This is a genomic window from Leptospira sanjuanensis, assembly GCF_022267375.1.
Lineage (GTDB): Bacteria > Spirochaetota > Leptospiria > Leptospirales > Leptospiraceae > Leptospira > Leptospira sanjuanensis.
On the sequence record NZ_JAIZBH010000001.1, the window covers coordinates 3,191,512 to 3,207,634 of the forward strand.

At 45.0% G+C, this 16,123-nt stretch carries 16 protein-coding genes and 1 tRNA gene; 8 read left to right on the top strand and 9 right to left on the bottom strand.

The genetic code is table 11. The features are described from left to right. Positions 1-83 precede the first annotated feature (83 nt). From LFX17_RS14280 to LFX17_RS14295, 4 genes are all read right to left on the bottom strand, one after another. On the bottom strand, positions 84-1,349 hold the full coding sequence (locus LFX17_RS14280; protein WP_238747170.1) for an NHL repeat-containing protein: 1,266 nt from the start codon (positions 1,347-1,349) through the stop codon (positions 84-86). 9 nt (positions 1,350-1,358) lie between these two features. Beyond that, entirely contained in the window at positions 1,359-2,453 is a 1,095-nt protein-coding gene (locus LFX17_RS14285) for a helix-turn-helix transcriptional regulator (protein ID WP_238747796.1), read from the bottom strand. Positions 2,454-2,695: 242 nt separating this feature from the next. Next, entirely contained in the window at positions 2,696-3,133 is a 438-nt protein-coding gene (locus LFX17_RS14290; RefSeq protein ID WP_238730829.1) for a hypothetical protein, read from the bottom strand. A 67-nt stretch (positions 3,134-3,200) separates the two neighbouring features. Then, positions 3,201-3,455, bottom strand: a complete 255-nt coding sequence (locus LFX17_RS14295) for a hypothetical protein (protein WP_238747171.1) — start codon at positions 3,453-3,455, stop codon at positions 3,201-3,203. Between the two features lie 691 nt (positions 3,456-4,146). On the opposite strand from LFX17_RS14295, the gene LFX17_RS14300 reads away from it, so the two are divergent. The 7 genes from LFX17_RS14300 (at position 4,147) to LFX17_RS14330 (ending at position 11,511) form a co-directional block, all read left to right on the top strand. Next, positions 4,147-4,551, top strand: a complete 405-nt coding sequence (locus LFX17_RS14300) for an STAS domain-containing protein (RefSeq protein WP_135779457.1) — start codon at positions 4,147-4,149, stop codon at positions 4,549-4,551. A 248-nt stretch (positions 4,552-4,799) separates the two neighbouring features. After that, positions 4,800-6,470 carry an EAL domain-containing protein gene (locus LFX17_RS14305; RefSeq protein ID WP_406600535.1) on the top strand — a complete coding sequence of 557 codons (1,671 nt, stop codon included), beginning with the start codon at positions 4,800-4,802 and terminating at the stop codon, positions 6,468-6,470. Positions 6,471-6,472: 2 nt separating this feature from the next. Continuing rightward, entirely contained in the window at positions 6,473-6,925 is a 453-nt protein-coding gene (locus LFX17_RS14310; protein WP_238730831.1) for a hemerythrin domain-containing protein, read from the top strand. Between the two features lie 427 nt (positions 6,926-7,352). Further along, complete coding sequence (locus LFX17_RS14315; RefSeq protein WP_238747172.1) at positions 7,353-9,356, top strand: NHL repeat-containing protein; 2,004 nt, start codon at positions 7,353-7,355, stop codon at positions 9,354-9,356. A 94-nt stretch (positions 9,357-9,450) separates the two neighbouring features. Then, a complete protein-coding gene (coaE, locus tag LFX17_RS14320; RefSeq protein WP_238747174.1) occupies positions 9,451-10,074 on the top strand; it encodes a dephospho-CoA kinase in 624 nt (207 codons plus the stop codon). Continuing rightward, on the top strand, positions 10,071-10,811 hold the full coding sequence (locus LFX17_RS14325; protein ID WP_238730834.1) for an SPOR domain-containing protein: 741 nt from the start codon (positions 10,071-10,073) through the stop codon (positions 10,809-10,811). Before coaE ends, LFX17_RS14325 begins: the two co-directional genes overlap by 4 nt. 52 nt (positions 10,812-10,863) lie before the next feature. Next, complete coding sequence (locus LFX17_RS14330; protein WP_238730835.1) at positions 10,864-11,511, top strand: FFLEELY motif protein; 648 nt, start codon at positions 10,864-10,866, stop codon at positions 11,509-11,511. A gap of 324 nt (positions 11,512-11,835) precedes the next feature. Here the strand turns inward: LFX17_RS14330 and LFX17_RS14335 are convergent, their stop codons facing one another. The 5 genes from LFX17_RS14335 to LFX17_RS14355 form a co-directional block, all read right to left on the bottom strand. Continuing rightward, entirely contained in the window at positions 11,836-12,864 is a 1,029-nt protein-coding gene (locus tag LFX17_RS14335; RefSeq protein WP_238747176.1) for a hypothetical protein, read from the bottom strand. After that, entirely contained in the window at positions 12,833-14,245 is a 1,413-nt protein-coding gene (locus LFX17_RS14340; protein WP_238747178.1) for an MBOAT family O-acyltransferase, read from the bottom strand. The genes LFX17_RS14335 and LFX17_RS14340 overlap by 32 nt, the downstream gene beginning before the upstream one ends. A gap of 609 nt (positions 14,246-14,854) precedes the next feature. Beyond that, positions 14,855-14,936, bottom strand: a tRNA-Leu gene (locus tag LFX17_RS14345). 96 nt (positions 14,937-15,032) lie between these two features. Continuing rightward, on the bottom strand, positions 15,033-15,434 hold the full coding sequence (gene cueR / locus LFX17_RS14350; protein ID WP_238730838.1) for a Cu(I)-responsive transcriptional regulator: 402 nt from the start codon (positions 15,432-15,434) through the stop codon (positions 15,033-15,035). 25 nt (positions 15,435-15,459) lie between these two features. Next, positions 15,460-15,747 carry a 2Fe-2S iron-sulfur cluster-binding protein gene (locus LFX17_RS14355; protein WP_238730839.1) on the bottom strand — a complete coding sequence of 96 codons (288 nt, stop codon included), beginning with the start codon at positions 15,745-15,747 and terminating at the stop codon, positions 15,460-15,462. Between the two features lie 164 nt (positions 15,748-15,911). Here LFX17_RS14355 and LFX17_RS14360 point away from each other — a divergent pair, with 164 nt between their 5' ends. Continuing rightward, complete coding sequence (locus tag LFX17_RS14360; RefSeq protein WP_238730840.1) at positions 15,912-16,121, top strand: heavy-metal-associated domain-containing protein; 210 nt, start codon at positions 15,912-15,914, stop codon at positions 16,119-16,121. Positions 16,122-16,123 lie beyond the last annotated feature (2 nt).

Consider the following 16,123-nt stretch of genomic DNA (forward strand, 5'->3'; position numbering starts at 1 on the left):
ATTCTGATTCTTTCTAAATTCGGTATTCCGATTGTTTTATAATCAGAATGGATGATAAGCGAATCCGAAGATCCTAATCGTTTTTAGAACTTATTCAAATACGCGGATTGTAAGATCACGTCGCAAATCTTTCCGTTCGCTTTCGGATCGATTTCCACGAACGTATTCGCGTTGTAAGGCATTCCATAAATCCTTCCGTTCGGAGCCAAAACGCCTCCGGACCAAGCCCCGCCTCCGGGCGCCGTTCCGAAATAGTTTACGGTCAAGGTATCCGGATCAATCTCCACGAAAGAAGTTGCATTGAATGGAATTCCGTAGATCTTTCCGTTGGGAGCAAGAACGACACCCGAATAGGCGTTCGCCGGTCCAGGCGCGGCTCCAAAGAGAAAAAAACCGGGAGTGTTCGGATTGATCTCCGCGAACATGGAATAGTCGTCAACCATCGTATAAATTTTTCCGTTCGGAGCCAATGCACCGCCGGCCCACTTGCCGCTGAAAGAAATAAGGAATGATCCGAAAAAAGTGGCCGTATTGGAATCCGGATCAATTTCGACAAACTGACTCGATCTTGCCGGAATTCCATAGATCTTCCCATTGGGTCCAAGAACCCCTCCCGCAAACGACGGATCCGTAGGAACCAAACCGAAGATCGCACCGGTTCTCGCGACAGGATCGACCACTTTGTAATTAGGCGCCGAAGCCGGCATCGGATACAATTTACCGTTAGGCGCCATCGTACCGCCCACATAGGAGTTAAAACCCGGCGCCGTTGTATAGTTTGTCATAAGATATGTGGAAGAATCCATCGATGCAAAACTGGATCGAAACGAAGGAATGAATTCTACGTTTCCATCAAAACCCAATACGGCTCCGGACCAATCATATAAACCGCCGGGAATTCCAACAACGGTCGTAGATAGAGTATCGGGGTCCAACTCGATCTTGTTCGCGGCCCCATAAGGAATCGCGAGAATCTTTCCATTCTTCATAAGAACGGCCCCCCGATATGCGTCCGTAATCGGACCGATCGCTCCGAACGTATTCGCAACGGGCGGGCCGCTACTTCCCAAAGCGGCCTGCGCTTGCAGTTCCGCTTGCACCTTCGGCCATTGGCTCGGTTGAATCACCTCTTCCAAAGAAGCCGATGCACATGCTCCCGGCGGAGCGGGAGGCAAATCCTCGTTCGGGGTTTTCGGGAAATCGCCGGAACCGTTGCATCCAACATTGATTCCGGATCTACAAGTGTAGATCCATAAATTGAGTATGGAATTGTTGGTCGGATCGGAAGGCGCTATACGACAAGCGCCCAGGAAATAAATTCCGAAAAAGAAGGGAAGAAATCGGTACATTCAAAGACACTAATTGAGTGTATACGATGGAGAATGTTTTTTGAAGAGATGAGCCTCTCTGAACTTTTTCGGAGACATTCCCGTTTCACGTAGAAACGCCCTGTGAAAAACCGAATTCGAATTGAATCCCACCGCGTTTCCTACCGAGATCACGGAACGGGTCGGATCGTTGATCAGAATCATCTTCGCTTCCTCAACCCTGAACTGATTGATGTAGTTGTTGAAGTTGATTCCCTTATGATCGTTCAGATAAGAAGACAACTGATGCACCGAGACGCCGAGTTCTTCCGCGACGTTCGGAAGGCGAATATCCTCGTCGAGATAGATTCGTTCCTCGTGAATCAGGTAGTTCAGCTGTTTGTCAAGCGCATCCATATCAATGTCGCCGAGGATGGACTTTTTTTGCGTGTTCTTCTGCGCTTCTGAAGCCGTGTCGTCGCTTAACAAATCCTGAAAGTAGACGCTTATAAAGTAAAAGTAGATAACGTCGATCGTCGTCATCACCCCTGAAAGAAGCACGAGAGTCTTATTGTCTAAAATGATTCCCATGATTTCAAGAAACGCGCAGAAGGAAACGGAGACGACCAAACCGGCCAACAGCTTCGACTTCAAACGTTTGAATTCGAAAACGTGATTGGCGACCATGTGATAAACGGCTATACCGACGTAAACCAATACGAACATATCCGTAAGATAGAGAAACATTCCGAATTCTAATCTGCTCTGCTGATCGTATAAGCTTGCGATCGGAATCGATAAGACGATCGGAGGAATCAGGTTCCAATAGTATTTGGAAGGAAGATGGCTGTATTTCGAAAAAACCATAACGGAACAAAGATAAACGAGAATTCCCGCGGTCGACAACGCGATCAGATCGATCTGAAACAGAAACCTCCTCATCCAATTGTATGAAATCGCGTTAATCGAATATTCGTCGAAATACTGAAAGATCGCAGTCAGTATCAAAAGCGCGGAAAGAAAATAATCAATCTGTCCTTTCGCTCTTATCAAACGTCCGATCCCGACAATCAATGCAAAAAATGCGCCGAACCGCGCGATTTCAATCAACAATTCTTCCCTAAGGAACCAATCTACCACATTCAACATAGTCTCAACTTCCACACTTGAATTTCTTCTTTTATAATTCGATTTTCATTTCATGAAGAATTTCTAAATCATATCAATCGTTCTAATCAATATAATATTTCCCTTCACTCCGCTGTTCCATTCAATTGACCAACAAAATATTGCCGTTTTTTTTTCACCTCAAAGACGACTGACGTATACGACATGGAACCATCGACATATATTCGAGAACGAACTCCAAGCTTTGCTCCACGATCGTTTTATCCGATCTTCTCGCTAACGGCGTAAGAGCCGTTTAAAAGAGGCATAAGAAGTTCGATTTCATTCTGAATCCTCTTAAACAACAGGTCCGTAAGTTCGCTCGAATCCTTGATAAAGTGCGAAGGTCTTTCTAAAATCAAGGAAGGAAGAGACCACATAGTGACGTACGTGCGAACTCGATTCCTCAATTCGTTTCGAGCTGGCTTCGTACAGAACTCGAACTGTTCTTCGCTTAATATTTCCTCCGGAATCTGTTCCATCAGAATCAGATTCGATTCGGTCATCATGTGTTCGCTTAGCTTCGCGTTCAGCGTCGCCAAAATATCCAAAACCTCGCTTACCCGATCCGCAATCGAATCGCTTCTTAGGATCCGGATCAGCTCGACGACGAGCCTCTTCAGAGAATCGTTTTGTTTTTTATACGCTTCGGTTGGCATGCTTCTCTCTCACCTTTAATCTTCTTTATATTTGAACCGGTTTTATCTTTGTTTGAATGTTCGATCCTTAGGACCGTTTTTTCTTTGTGTAAGTTTTACTCGGAGTTCGTCCGTATAAATCTTTTAAGGACTTGGAAACCCTACGACTTTCCGAAACGATTCGAAAAACCTTCGGAACACCGGACTCCATTTCGACGTTCGTGTCTTTATGCCGTTTGATCGCATTATAGATCTCGTCCGATTCCCGATCGATTCCGCGGGTTTGAATCGTTTCCGCCAACGAGAGCAAAACGGCGCGCGGATTCCCGGCATCTTTTCGCATTCTTATGAGAATTTTACCTTTGAATTTCGTTTTCATGTATAAGAACCGGGCCGCCATTATCGGAAAAATTTCTATCGGAATCTTGCTAAACCGAAATCAATGTTTGGTTCCTACTATTCAGGTGTCTTTTGCCCGTGTCTTCAATGACCGGAATTAAATTGGAAAGATCTCCCAACCCGGAAATCAAGGTTCTAAGCATCAACATCAACTTTCTTCCCTCCTCTGTCATGTCGCCCTAAAACATCGCTTTATAAGTTGGTTCTAATTCAAAAAGTTTTTTATAAAATAAAACAGAAACTTCTTCCTTGTTCCCGTATACTTTTTCAAAGCTCGACCTAACCATTCTTATTTCATCATTTCCTAATATCTTTTTGCTCTCCATTTCCCCGGATTCTATACGAAAAATGAATATTACCAAGCGGATTTTGGAGTTTTCTCGGTTACAAAACTTTCAACTTAATTTAATCGGAACTGTAAAATAGAAATAGTATTGATTTATAATCTGTTATCATAATTGTTTTATTTATCACAGCCCGGAATCATTTTACTTTTTCTTGTCCGCAATTGAATACGAATGGATATTTCCTTATAGATCTCATATAAACGCGGTCAAAAACTTGTTTTTCATTTTTTATTGTATTTGTAGATCGCGATAAATAACGTGAACAAAGACGCCTTCCGGAGATAATTTATGGATACGAAAGCCGATACGATCAGTTACAAAACGAATGATATAAAAATCACTGTCGAGAATATTTCTTCCGGAGGAACATTACCCGGCCCTGCGGCAATGATTCAGCTCCAAGGAGACATCAACATTTTCTCGGCTAAAAAGTTGAAGGACACTTTCAACGAAGCGATCGAAAAAGAAATTTACATTCTTCTAATAGATGTATCAGGAGTAAAAGGGATGGATTCTTCCGGGATAGCGACTTTTATCGGAGCACAGACGCGTCTTAATAAGATTCCGAACGCAGGACTTGTTCTCCATTCTCTTACTCCTCAGATCGAGAAAATGCTGGAACTTACAAGACTCAAAGCTTTGTTTCGCACTGCTCCGGATTTATCCGCGGCAATTCGTTTGTTTTCCGCCTAATGAAATTCCGCCGAATCCTCGCGACTGTGCGAGGATTCGAAACTCCTTCCTGTCTTTTTTCCGAGCCACTTGTAATTCCCGCCATAAATCATCCGATCCGGTTCCAAAACTTCGTTATAAAAACGCAATTTACGTAATTCCTAAGGATTTATAAAGCCGATCCGAAAATTCTATAATTCCGTTTTTCATCGTTTCAGCGCTTTGATACACTCTAGAAATATAGGCTGGGTAGCAAAGTGACGAACAACGTGCAAGTATCTCCTCTCATTTTAAGAAGAGCCATTAAATTCTGCTCGGACAATTCGAAAGAAGGAATCATTCTATTCTCAAAAAACTGGGAATTACTGTATTCCAATTCGACATTCGAACATCTGATTCAATCTCCGAATTTCCAAACCATATACGAGGCGCTTATAGCTTATTTTAAAACGACAAAGTCGATCGTATACGAAAAGGAAACGGGGTTGTCCAGCCTACTTCTGGAATCGGGCGTAATCGATGTCGCCTATTTCAACGATATGACGCTGATGTTGAACTTCATCGTCCATGACTTGGAGGAAATCAACGCGGTTCGTTTTCTTACGGTAAGACAAAATCTTTCCGTTGATACGAAAGAATCCTTTTATCAGGACCGTTTCACGGGGCTTCCGAATAAGAATTACTTCCTTTCCATCTACAGCAACAACCGGATCTACAATAGCAACTCCAAGAAGGAATATTTTCTTTTTCTGATCTCGCTTTCCAATCCGGATTCGATTCTAAACAAAGAGGATAATTTTTATTACGAGTCGATCGCTCTTAAAATCGCGGATCGTCTCAAAAAGTACATCTCCAAAGGAGATCAGATCTTCCGGCTCGGTTCGGAACGGTTTCTAATCGCGACTTCGAACATAGAATCCGAATTGGAAGCGGAATGGTTTGCCGAATGCATCATACTCTTGTTTTCGTTCCCGTTCACATATCGAGAACGCGAATTTCATTTAAACGCGAACGTCGGTTACGCCCAGTTCGACCAACAGGTCAATACGGACTTAAATTCCCTCCGAATTTTGGAGGAGGCCGTTCAACAATCCGCCCTTATCGGGCCGAATTCCTTTTATCATTACGACCGCAACACGATCGAACAAAACGCGACACGCGCAAAGATAGAACTCGATCTGAGAAAGGTATTAAACCGAAATGAACTCGAACTTGCCTACCAACCGATCCTGGACCTAAGACAGGATTCGATTCTTTCCATGGAAGTTCTTTTGCGCTGGAATCATCCGGAAAAAGGAAAGCTGATGCCCGCGAGCTTCATCTCGATAGCGGAAAGTTCCAGCTTTATCAAAACAATCGGAGAATGGTTGATCTGGGACACACTTAAATCCTACAGCACTTCCATCCTGAGGGACAATCAGATCTGTATTTCGCTTAACATTTCCGCGAAACAACTGAACGACAAACAGATCTTCAACGTCCTCAAGGAATCCACCGATTTTTACGGCATTTCTCCCGATTCCATCATTCTGGAGATCATCGAGGATTCTTTCGATTCGAACCTCGTCAAAGTCAACAAAGTCATCACGCTTCTTAAGGATTTCGGTTATCGTTTTGCGATCGACGATTTCGGCAAAGGTTATTCTTCCCTTGGACGACTTCAGACTCTTCCGGTCGACTACATCAAACTAGACAAAGTCTTTCTCTTCAATTACTTCAAATCGTCGAGCAAGACCATCATCTCCTCTCTAATCAGCCTGATTCAAGCGATGGACAAAGCGATCATCGTGGAAGGAGTGGAGAATCCGAGTCAACACGAACTGTTAAAGGAACTGAACTGCAACTACGCGCAGGGATATTTTTATTCTTATCCTTTGGAGTCTTCCAAAGTGGAAGAATACGTGAAATCGAAATTCAACCAAAAAACAGCGAGGAGTTGAACGTGGAACTAATCGGAAAACTCAAAAAACAACACCTGATCGTGAACGAATACGCGCATCAGATCGAATCGGAAATCGATAAGGCGAACCCGAATATAGGTCATCTCGTCGAATTGCTTTCCATTTTTTCGGCTTCTCTCCTCTTTCACCTGAACGTAGAAGACTTGGAGCTCTATCTCAAGATGGAAAGTTATACTTATAGCTCGCCTACTTTGGTTTCCCTTTTCGAACAATACCAAAAGACCATGTTCGGTTTAAAGGACACCCTTTTGGATTATGCGAGCAAATATTCCGATCCGCTTACGATTGAAATGAACTTTTCCGTTTTCCGGGAAGAAACGGAAACGATCCTCAAACTCCTCCGGAGAAGAATCGAACGAGAAGAATCGGAATTCTATCCTTTGATCGAGGAGATTCTCAGAAAATTCGCGAACGAACCCGAGGCGGTTCCGTGAGAATAGAAGCGAAACGATACGCGAAAAAACTAAGAAATTCGGCCTGAAATTTCGGAATCTACGACTCGATTCGGAAATTTTGATACGGGGAACGCAAATTCGCTACGATCAATACGGCTTTATAATTCCTTTCGATTTAATATAAATGCAGACTATCCATTTTCGAGCGGTTCCGCATATAACATTAATTATTTATAATACTTTTGAATTCAATTTAATAAAGTACTTGAAAATTTAAACGGACATTGATCGGAATGAGCGAAAGAATACGGCTTTGTTCCGTTTTTAATTTTTATTCGTAAAAGGTAAAAAGGAATCAACGGACGTTTTTCCGGATTCAAATAGGATGTTGGAGGAATGATCGACGCCGACGCGGAAATTTCAAAATGGAAACTTCGCGCGTAATTTTTCGGCCGAGAGAAAAAATATGAGAAACAAATTCAAATTCTATAAAGTATTGATCGCGATCGTTTTATCGACGTTGAATTGTCTCGGAGACAGACATTCTTCCAGTCTATCGGTCTTTAATATTCCCGGATTTGTGACTTCAACAAACATCGACCCTACCTACGCGACGATCAGCGGAGACGTGACCGGCTTAGCGGGAACGGGTTTGATTCTTTCCAATAACGACACGGATTCGGTTACGATCGACGCCAACGGAAATTTCAGTTTTCCCGAAAAAGTTAGGGGCGGCGATTCTTACAACATCACGATTCGGCAAAATCCGGTTTCTCCCTCGCAGATCTGCTCGGTGAGCAACGGCTCCGGAATCGTATCTTCACAAGCGATTTCCAATATTCGTGTGATCTGTTCCGCGATCGGCTTTTCGATCGGTGGAAACGTTACGGGACTGAGCGGCAGCGGACTCGTTCTGAAAAACAACGGCGCCGATCCGATTTCGATTTCGGCCGACGGTTCGTTTACGTTCCCCGCTTCGATTGCAAGCGGCGCAACCTATGCGGTTACGATTCAGCAAGCTCCGATTTCTCCTACGCAGACCTGTACTCTGAGCAACGATACGGGCACCGTTTCCTCTTCGAACATCTCGAACGTTTCCGTTTCCTGCGGACCGGCGATGTATTTTGTGGGCGGAACGATCACGGGACTTTCCGGGAATCTAATATTAGAAAACAATGGTGGAGATTCCACGACGATTTCGGCGAACGGAAGTTTTAAGATGACGACTCCGATCGCAGATGCTTCTTCGTTTAACGTTTCGATGACGGGACAGCCTTCCGGTCAAACTTGTTACATCGCATCCCCCTCGGGAACGATCGCGACCGCGGATGCGACGAGCGTTCTCATTAACTGCGTGAACGGAACATCTCTCGGAACGTTGGTCAGCGGAAACAGTTTGGTTTCCTCTTTGCCTCTCGCTCCGTTCGTGGAAAATCCGGCTACCGGCAGCGCCGATTGGTTTATGGGTGATCCCGGAGGCGACCCGGATATAATCGCCGACGGCTACGGATTCGCAATGTCGTCCGCACCGACGGCATCGTTCGCGAACATGTATCATATCACGACGGACGGTATCCATCTTTACGCAGGAGATTATACCACCGCAAGTCCTACGACCGGAACGGTGAGAAAAATCAACATCGCTTCGAGAACCGCCACTTCTCTTCCGATTACGATCGATAGACCGAGAGGAATTACGACCGATGGGATCTTTCTCTACATCACGAGCCAAAGTCATTTTATCGTGAAATACAACCTCATCACGAACACGTATTCCACGATCGCAGGTCTTGCGGGTTCGAGCGGAAGCACGGACGGAGTCGGAACTGCGGCGAGATTCAGCGCTCCGAAAGGAATCGCGACCGACGGAACCTATCTCTACGTCGCGGACACGGGAAATAATAAGATTCGCAAAATCAGAATCTCGGATAACACGGTCACTACGATCGCGGGGAGCGGAACCGCGGGAACTCTGGACGGACCGGGAACTTCCGCGGAATTCAATAAACCAAGCCATCTCGTTTATGATTCCAACACTCTGTATGTGACCGACACGAACTCGAACAATATTAAGAAAATCGATCTTAGTTCAACGATGGTGACTACGATCGCGGGAAGTTCCGCCGGAACGTCCGGAAACGTAGTCAATGCAACGGGAACTATGGCGCGTTTTACCGGTCCCGTGGCGGTTTCACTAGACGCAAACTTTCTCTACGTCGTGGACGGAACTACGCTCATCAAAAAGATTTCAAGAACCGCTCCGTATGCGGTCACGAACCTTTTGGGTTGTTCTCCGATTCCGCCGACCAGCGGCACTACGGTTTCAGGCGGACCGGACGGAGGAACGATCGGAACCTGCCAGGCAAACGAAGGAAGCTTCTTTGCACCGAGGGGAATCGTGACCAACGGTCGGAGCCTCTTCGTAGTCGAAATGCATCCATACATGCGGTTGGTTCGAAAGATCGACTAAAATTCCCAATCCCTCTCCGAAAAGGGATTTTCGAAAGGAAGTCCCTTTTCTCTTTTTTGCTTGTACTTTTGTCCGACGTCTCTATTCTCAACGAATGCAGAGCGTGCAGCCCGGTAAAAAAGCCTTTTTGGTCGGAATTACCGGAATGATCGGGGGCGGCAAAAGCACCGCGGCAAAGATCTTGGAAGAATTGGGCGGCTTCGGAATCAGCGCCGACCGTTTAGCGAAACGTTATACGGAACCGGATTCTCCCATTCTCGCCGAACTGACGGAACTTCTAGGAAAGGAAATTCTCGATTCGGAAGGTAAGCCGGATCGGAAAAAAATTTCCGACATCGTGTTTCGAGACGCCGATAAACTCGCGGGACTCAATCGACTGATTCATCCGAGGGTTCGCAAGGACTTCCAAAATATTTTGGAGACCATCGCTCAAGGGAGAATGGTGATTTGGGAAGTTCCCCTTCTTTTCGAAACGGACGCTCACACACTCTGCGACGCGACCGTGACCGTGGATTCCGACCCGGAAGAATCGATCGCAAGAACGGTTTCCAGAGATGGGACCACGAAAGAGGACGTTTTGGCGAGAATCAAAAACCAACTTCCTCTTACGGAAAAGCTGAAAAGAGCCGATTATATCATTAGAAACAGAGGAGACTTGGAATCTCTCAGAGAAGAATGTAAAACTCTCTACTCCGTTCTGTTGGGAAAAATGTCATGAAAGAAAAAATTTTTTACGTAATCAATCTGGACAATAAGAGAATTCTAATTCTCTCCACGTTTTTAATCGGACTTTTGTTTTCGTTTTTTTTTCTGGGAGTTTCAGTCGGAAAAAAACGCGCAGGCGGCTCCGCGGAAGAAACGCTGACGTTAAACGACATCAAAAATCAGGAAGTGCAAAGTTCGATTCCGTTTTCCGAACCGGGTCAAATTCCGAGCGAAGGAAACAACACGGTCGCATCTGCTGAAATTCCGGCGGCGAACGCGAATTCTCCGTCTAACGCAAACACACAGGAATCCGTTACGTTCAAAAACATTCCTCCCGCAACCGAAGTCGTGGAATTTAAAAAATCGGGAACGGCCCCTTCTTCCGCTGAAAAGGAAAACAAAAACGCTCCTGAAACTCTTTCCGTAAAAGAACCGGAAGGTTCCAAGGATTCCAAAAAATCCAAACGAAACGAAGAAAAAAAATCGAAACGAATTTCCAAATCCTCTTCCGACGAAGAAACGGAAGGATTTACACTTCAAGTAGCCGCATTTAAGGAAAAAGAAAAGGCAGACGAATTAAAAAAATCGATTTCCGGAAAAGAGAAAAATACGAAAGCAACCGTCAAAAGATCAAGAAACGGATATTATACGGTACGATTCGGGTCCGCTTCGTCTAAAAAAGAAGCAGAAAGTCTTGCAAAGTTATTACCTGCGAAATTGAGATCCGGAGTCATCGTAGTCAAGGATTGATTTTTATATTGACCTCCGTTGTGGAGCCGACGAAATCTGTTTCTGAATACGAATGGATCAACAGGTGTTAGAGCTAACGCGTAAAGCAGTTGTACGCGCGACGATCGAGAGGCTTCGCACAACGTATTCGGATCTTCTCATCATCAAGGGATACGACGGCATTCCCGATTTTTTCGAATTCAATCTTTATTCTCCCGCGAACAAAGAAGAGCGCGACAACGCTTTAGAAAATCTTTATGAAAAGCTGAAGACGGTCGCGGGTAAATCCATGACGGACAACATTCATCAGATCATTTTGCTGAATCGCCTAACGGATTCTTTGGATTACGACACGGCAAAGATCGTGATCGAAAACAATCTGATGGAAGACGGAGTGATTTCCAGAGACAATCTTTACGCCGCGATGGGCGAAACCGATCGTTTCGAGGAAAGAAAGAAACAGATCCAGATGGTCGGAAATACGTTGAAATTCTTTTTTTCCCTTTCCAAACTTCCGATGATCAAACTCGTAATGGCTCCGATCAAGGTCGCAGCTTCCATGGTGGGCGCTACGTCGCTTGTCGAAACGATGGAAGCGGGTTACGAGTTATCGAGCAAAATCAAGGATCTCAATCCGTTTATCGAGGCATTTCTCGATCGTGAAACCCGTCTTATTTCGAAACTCGAACTGGGAAATCCCGTCGGCGAATTGTCGAACTGATTCTTCGATAAAATAGCGTAGGAACTATTACAAACAAAGAGGGATTTCGGCCGCATCCGCGCGTTGGAATCGAATCGTAAAAATTTGATTGTTGTGTGAGTTCCAACGCCCGGACCGCGCCACTTCCGGCTCGCGGAGTCCCGCTCGGTCTTTCAGACCAAGCCGTTCGTGTCGCTTGCGGAGTTGTAAGTCGGGAAATTTCTCCGTTTGCGCAAGAAAATGTGGGAACTCCAGCATTCATTGAGTTTCAGAAAAGATTTACTCTGGATATAAAATTGTGTAGGAACTCATACCTCTGCGCTGTTCTACGAAACGATTCCGCGGTCAAAACAGAGATTTCTTTTGCAGTTCCGCTCGGAATACCGCCGTGTATTCGGCTTTTCCTAAAAGATTGAAGTGAGAAGCGTCAAAGAACAATTCCGGTCTTGTTTCAAAACGTTCCGGGTTCAAGCGGAGATAAACCGCGCTCGATTGTTCTGCGATTTTTTTGAGTTCTTTACGGACGCTTTCATATCTCTGATCGTCTTCTTTGCTAAAAAAATAATTCGGAGTTTCCAGAAGAACGGTTTTAACTCCGTGCGTGTGCGTTAACTTTAGAATTTCATAAAGTTCTTGTATGAGTCTGGGATCGAGTTTCGGCGCCAATCCTTCGTATTGTTTTTTCCATTCCCCAATCCGGACGTCTTGTTCCGCGACTTGTCCCTTGTTTGAATCGATGTTTGCGGACTCTTGCGTTTGTTTTTTCGTTTTGTTCGTCGATTCGGCGTTCAGTTTCCAAACGAAAACGGAGGATAAATACTTATCATACAATTTCGAAAGAATAAAATGAGAAAAAGAATTCAGAGAATACGAATGAGAAATACGAAAAGTCCAGTATTCGATCGGAGATTCTTGCGGAACCTTTTGATCCAGAAAGTCCACGAACAAACCTTTGTGATAATATCCTTTCACGGATTTATACGCGGAATCCGGATAACGATCCGGGTTCAAAGCGAATTTATCGGTTTCTAACACAAGCAAAGAAGGAAGTTGCATGCGGTTCTTTTTCAGATATTCGCTTACGATTTCCTTTCTGAGAGCAAGGTTGGCGCCGGGCACGTTGAGAAGAACGACCGGCTTGCCGGTTTCTTTCGCAAGAACTTCCGGGTCCAAATCCCAAAGGATATGACTCGAACCGACGATGAGCGTATTTGCCGGCTTGAAATTTTTAGACATCGAAAACATCTTATCGTATTGTCCGAACAAAAGGGCGTACCAAACACGATCGAACAAAACTACGGAGACCAGAAGAACGAGAGAAAGACCCGCATAACGCAGAATTTTAGAACTGGAAGTAGATGAAGCTGGATCCATAGAACACTCCTCCCGTAAAAATCAAAGTGATGAAAATTCCCGCAACGGCCCAATCTCCGTATTTCTTCCAGCCTTCTTTCGTTCTTTCCCAAAAAGGAAACAAGGCTTCCAAAAGTAAAAAGACCGCGATCGCAAAAACTCCGGCTTTTTTCTGAAACTCTACGATCAGATCGAGTCCTTCTCCGTTTGTGAAATCGAAAATTCTTCGGAGAATCAAATGGGCGGTTGATACCGAATTCGCGCGGAAATAGACCCAGCTTAAAAGTACGAGATGGAACGTGACGATCACTCCGATCCAGCGGAACCAAAATCCTTTCGGAGTTTTTTCGGTGACATACCGCTTCCAAATCACTTCCGACGCGAGATAAATTCCGTTTAAAACTCCCCAGATGACGAACGTCCAATTCGCACCGTGCCAAATCCCCGAAAGAGCGAAGACGATCAATAAATTTCGAATATGAAGAAACGTTGATACTCTGTTTCCTCCGAGCGGAATATATACGTAGTCCCGAAACCAGGAAGACAAAGAAATGTGCCAGCGTCCCCAAAACTCGGACACGCTCGAAGAAAAATAAGGACGATCGAAGTTTCGCATCAGATCGATTCCCAAAATTTTCGCAGTTCCGATCGCGATGTTGGAATAACCGGCGAAGTCGCAATAAATCTGAAACGCGAAAAAATACGTTGCGACCAAAAGATCCGTACCGGATTTTCCGGCAGGATCGTTGTACATCGCATCGACGAAAACCGACAGCCGATCCGCGACCATCAGCTTCATTAGAAATCCATAAACTATGTACTTCAATCCGTTTTCGATATTCTGAAACACGAGCTTGTGTTCCTGATGAAACTGAGCCATCAAGTGATGCGCTCTTTCGATCGGGCCGGCGACCAACTGAGGAAAGAACATCACGTAAACCCAGTAATATCCGAGGTGCCTTTCGGCCTTAATCTTGCCTTGATAGACTTCCACGATATAACCCATGGACTGAAACGTATGAAAGGAAAGTCCGATCGGAAGTATGATCTGCAAAGGCGATACGGGAAGATCGGCTCCGATCAGAAATCGATAGAGATAACCGGTATTCTCCAGAGCGAAATTGAAGTATTTAAAGAAGATAAGAATCCCTATGTTCGAAGAGAGACTCAAGATGAGATAGGTTCTTCGTTTCGGCCCTGTCGCATTTTCGATCCAGATCGCAAGGTAGTAATCCAATACGATCGTAAACGCAAGAATCAATATGTAGGCCGGAATAAAGGCCATGTAAAAGTAGCAACTTGCGACCAGCAGAAGAATCCACCGGAAACGGAACGGAAACAGAAAGTAAAGAACCGCGACGATCGGATAAAATACGAGAAAGTGAATCGAGTTGAATAACATAGATCGGTTCTTTTGCGAACATTCCTTCGGTTGGAACCGCGTTTTGTTCCCGGCCGATATTTCGATAAAGTAAAATCAGATTTTGAGATTTGCGGTAATTGTAAAGTCAAAAGCGGCGCCGGGAACGGGACGATTCTGTCAAGTTTCAAAGGACGATCTTGTCGGAACAGTTGGAGAATTTCGGATTCCAACTGCAAGATTATTCCGTGCCGGGTGAGAGTTCCCACATTGCCTGCGATTCAAAATGATATGCGAGGATCCGCCGAGTAAAAGCCCCCGACGATTTCTTTCAGTGTTCCGACAGGATTTATAAAAAAGAATGGATGAGGAATTACTTGCGAGTAGAGGGACGTTCGAAAGTAGAAGTTTCTCCGGGTAATTAGAATCTGTGAAAACGCGGGACTCGCCGTTACGCAATCCGTCCTCGTGACGGATTCGGCTCCACGGCGTCTCCCTTTGGCCTCGGAACATCCTGTTCCTCGGAAGCGTTTCTTCGCTTCTAGGGTCGCTCGAAACGCTTTACCAAAGCTCGCTTCGAGTCCCTCAATTTTTTGATAGACAATTGATTGAATGTAGATTCGAGATTCGGATTTTAAAAGAGGAATTACTTGCGAGTAGAGGGACTCGAACCCCCACACATTACTGCACCAGAACCTAAATCTGGCGTGTCTACCAATTCCACCATACTCGCGTGGTCTTTCCAATGTTTGCGAGTGTACGTGCGAGTCAAGCGGAAAGAATCAAAACGCCGTGGGAAAAGAGTTGCCGCGGCCGCAATCGAACGTCGTCATTCGGTGTCGTCCTCGTTGGAAAGCGTCTTTAAAATCGGACAACTCGGACGATGATCTCCTTGGCAATGATGTGCGAGATGTTTAAGAGTGGCCGCCATCTCCTGCAGTTCGTTGATCTTATTCTCCAGAGTTTTCAGATGCGTGAGCGCGAGCTTTTTTACGTCGGCGCTCGCACGGCTCTTGTTTCTCCAAAGGCCAACGAGCTTTTGAATTTCGGAAAGCCCGAAGCCCATGCTTCGCGCGCGTTTCACGAATTTCAAAATATGAACGTCATCGGAAGAATACGTTCTATAACCGGAATCTTTTCTTCTCGCCTTTGGAATCAAACCGATCGATTCGTAATGACGAATCTGTTTCGCGCTGACTCCCGATTCTTTGGAAACGTTTCCGATGTTCATAGCTCTTCACCGTTCTCTTTCTTTTTTAGTTAGACTGCGGTTCGATTCTGCGAAGAGAAAGATCCGATTTCGGAACGGATCTGCAAGCCAAAATCAATCCGTTTTCTTTTTCTTCCTCGGTGAGAGCAAAACGATTGTGGGATAAATGTTCCACTTCTCCCTTTAAAAGAAGGATCTTGCACGCGCCGCATCGACCCAAACGGCAGGAATAGGAAAGATCGATTTTCGATCGTAAGGAAGAATCCAGTACATTCTCGCCTTCCAAGACATCGGCGCTGCGATTCCAATCGGGAAAATAAATTTTATACATCATACCGCAGATTCTAAAGCTTCCCCTAATGGGAAGGTCAAGGAGCCGATCGCAAAAAAAAGAATGCGAAAAGAAAAAAAATCGAAATCGGCTATTGACCTTACCCTCGTGGGAAGGTTTAAGCTGAGTTCCAAGATCGGTTTTCAAAACCGTTTAAGGAGAATCTTATGGTGGAATTTCAAGTGGAGAATATGACCTGTGGAAGTTGTGCAAACGTTATTTCCAAGGCGATCAAAACGATCGATCCGAACGTTCAAGTGAGCGTGGATGTCGCAAGTCAAACCGTTCGCGTCGACAGCGGGCGTTCGGAAACGGAACTCGCAAATCTAATCGAAGAATGCGGTTACCCCGTTTCCAAAAGTACTGTCGTTCAATAAAA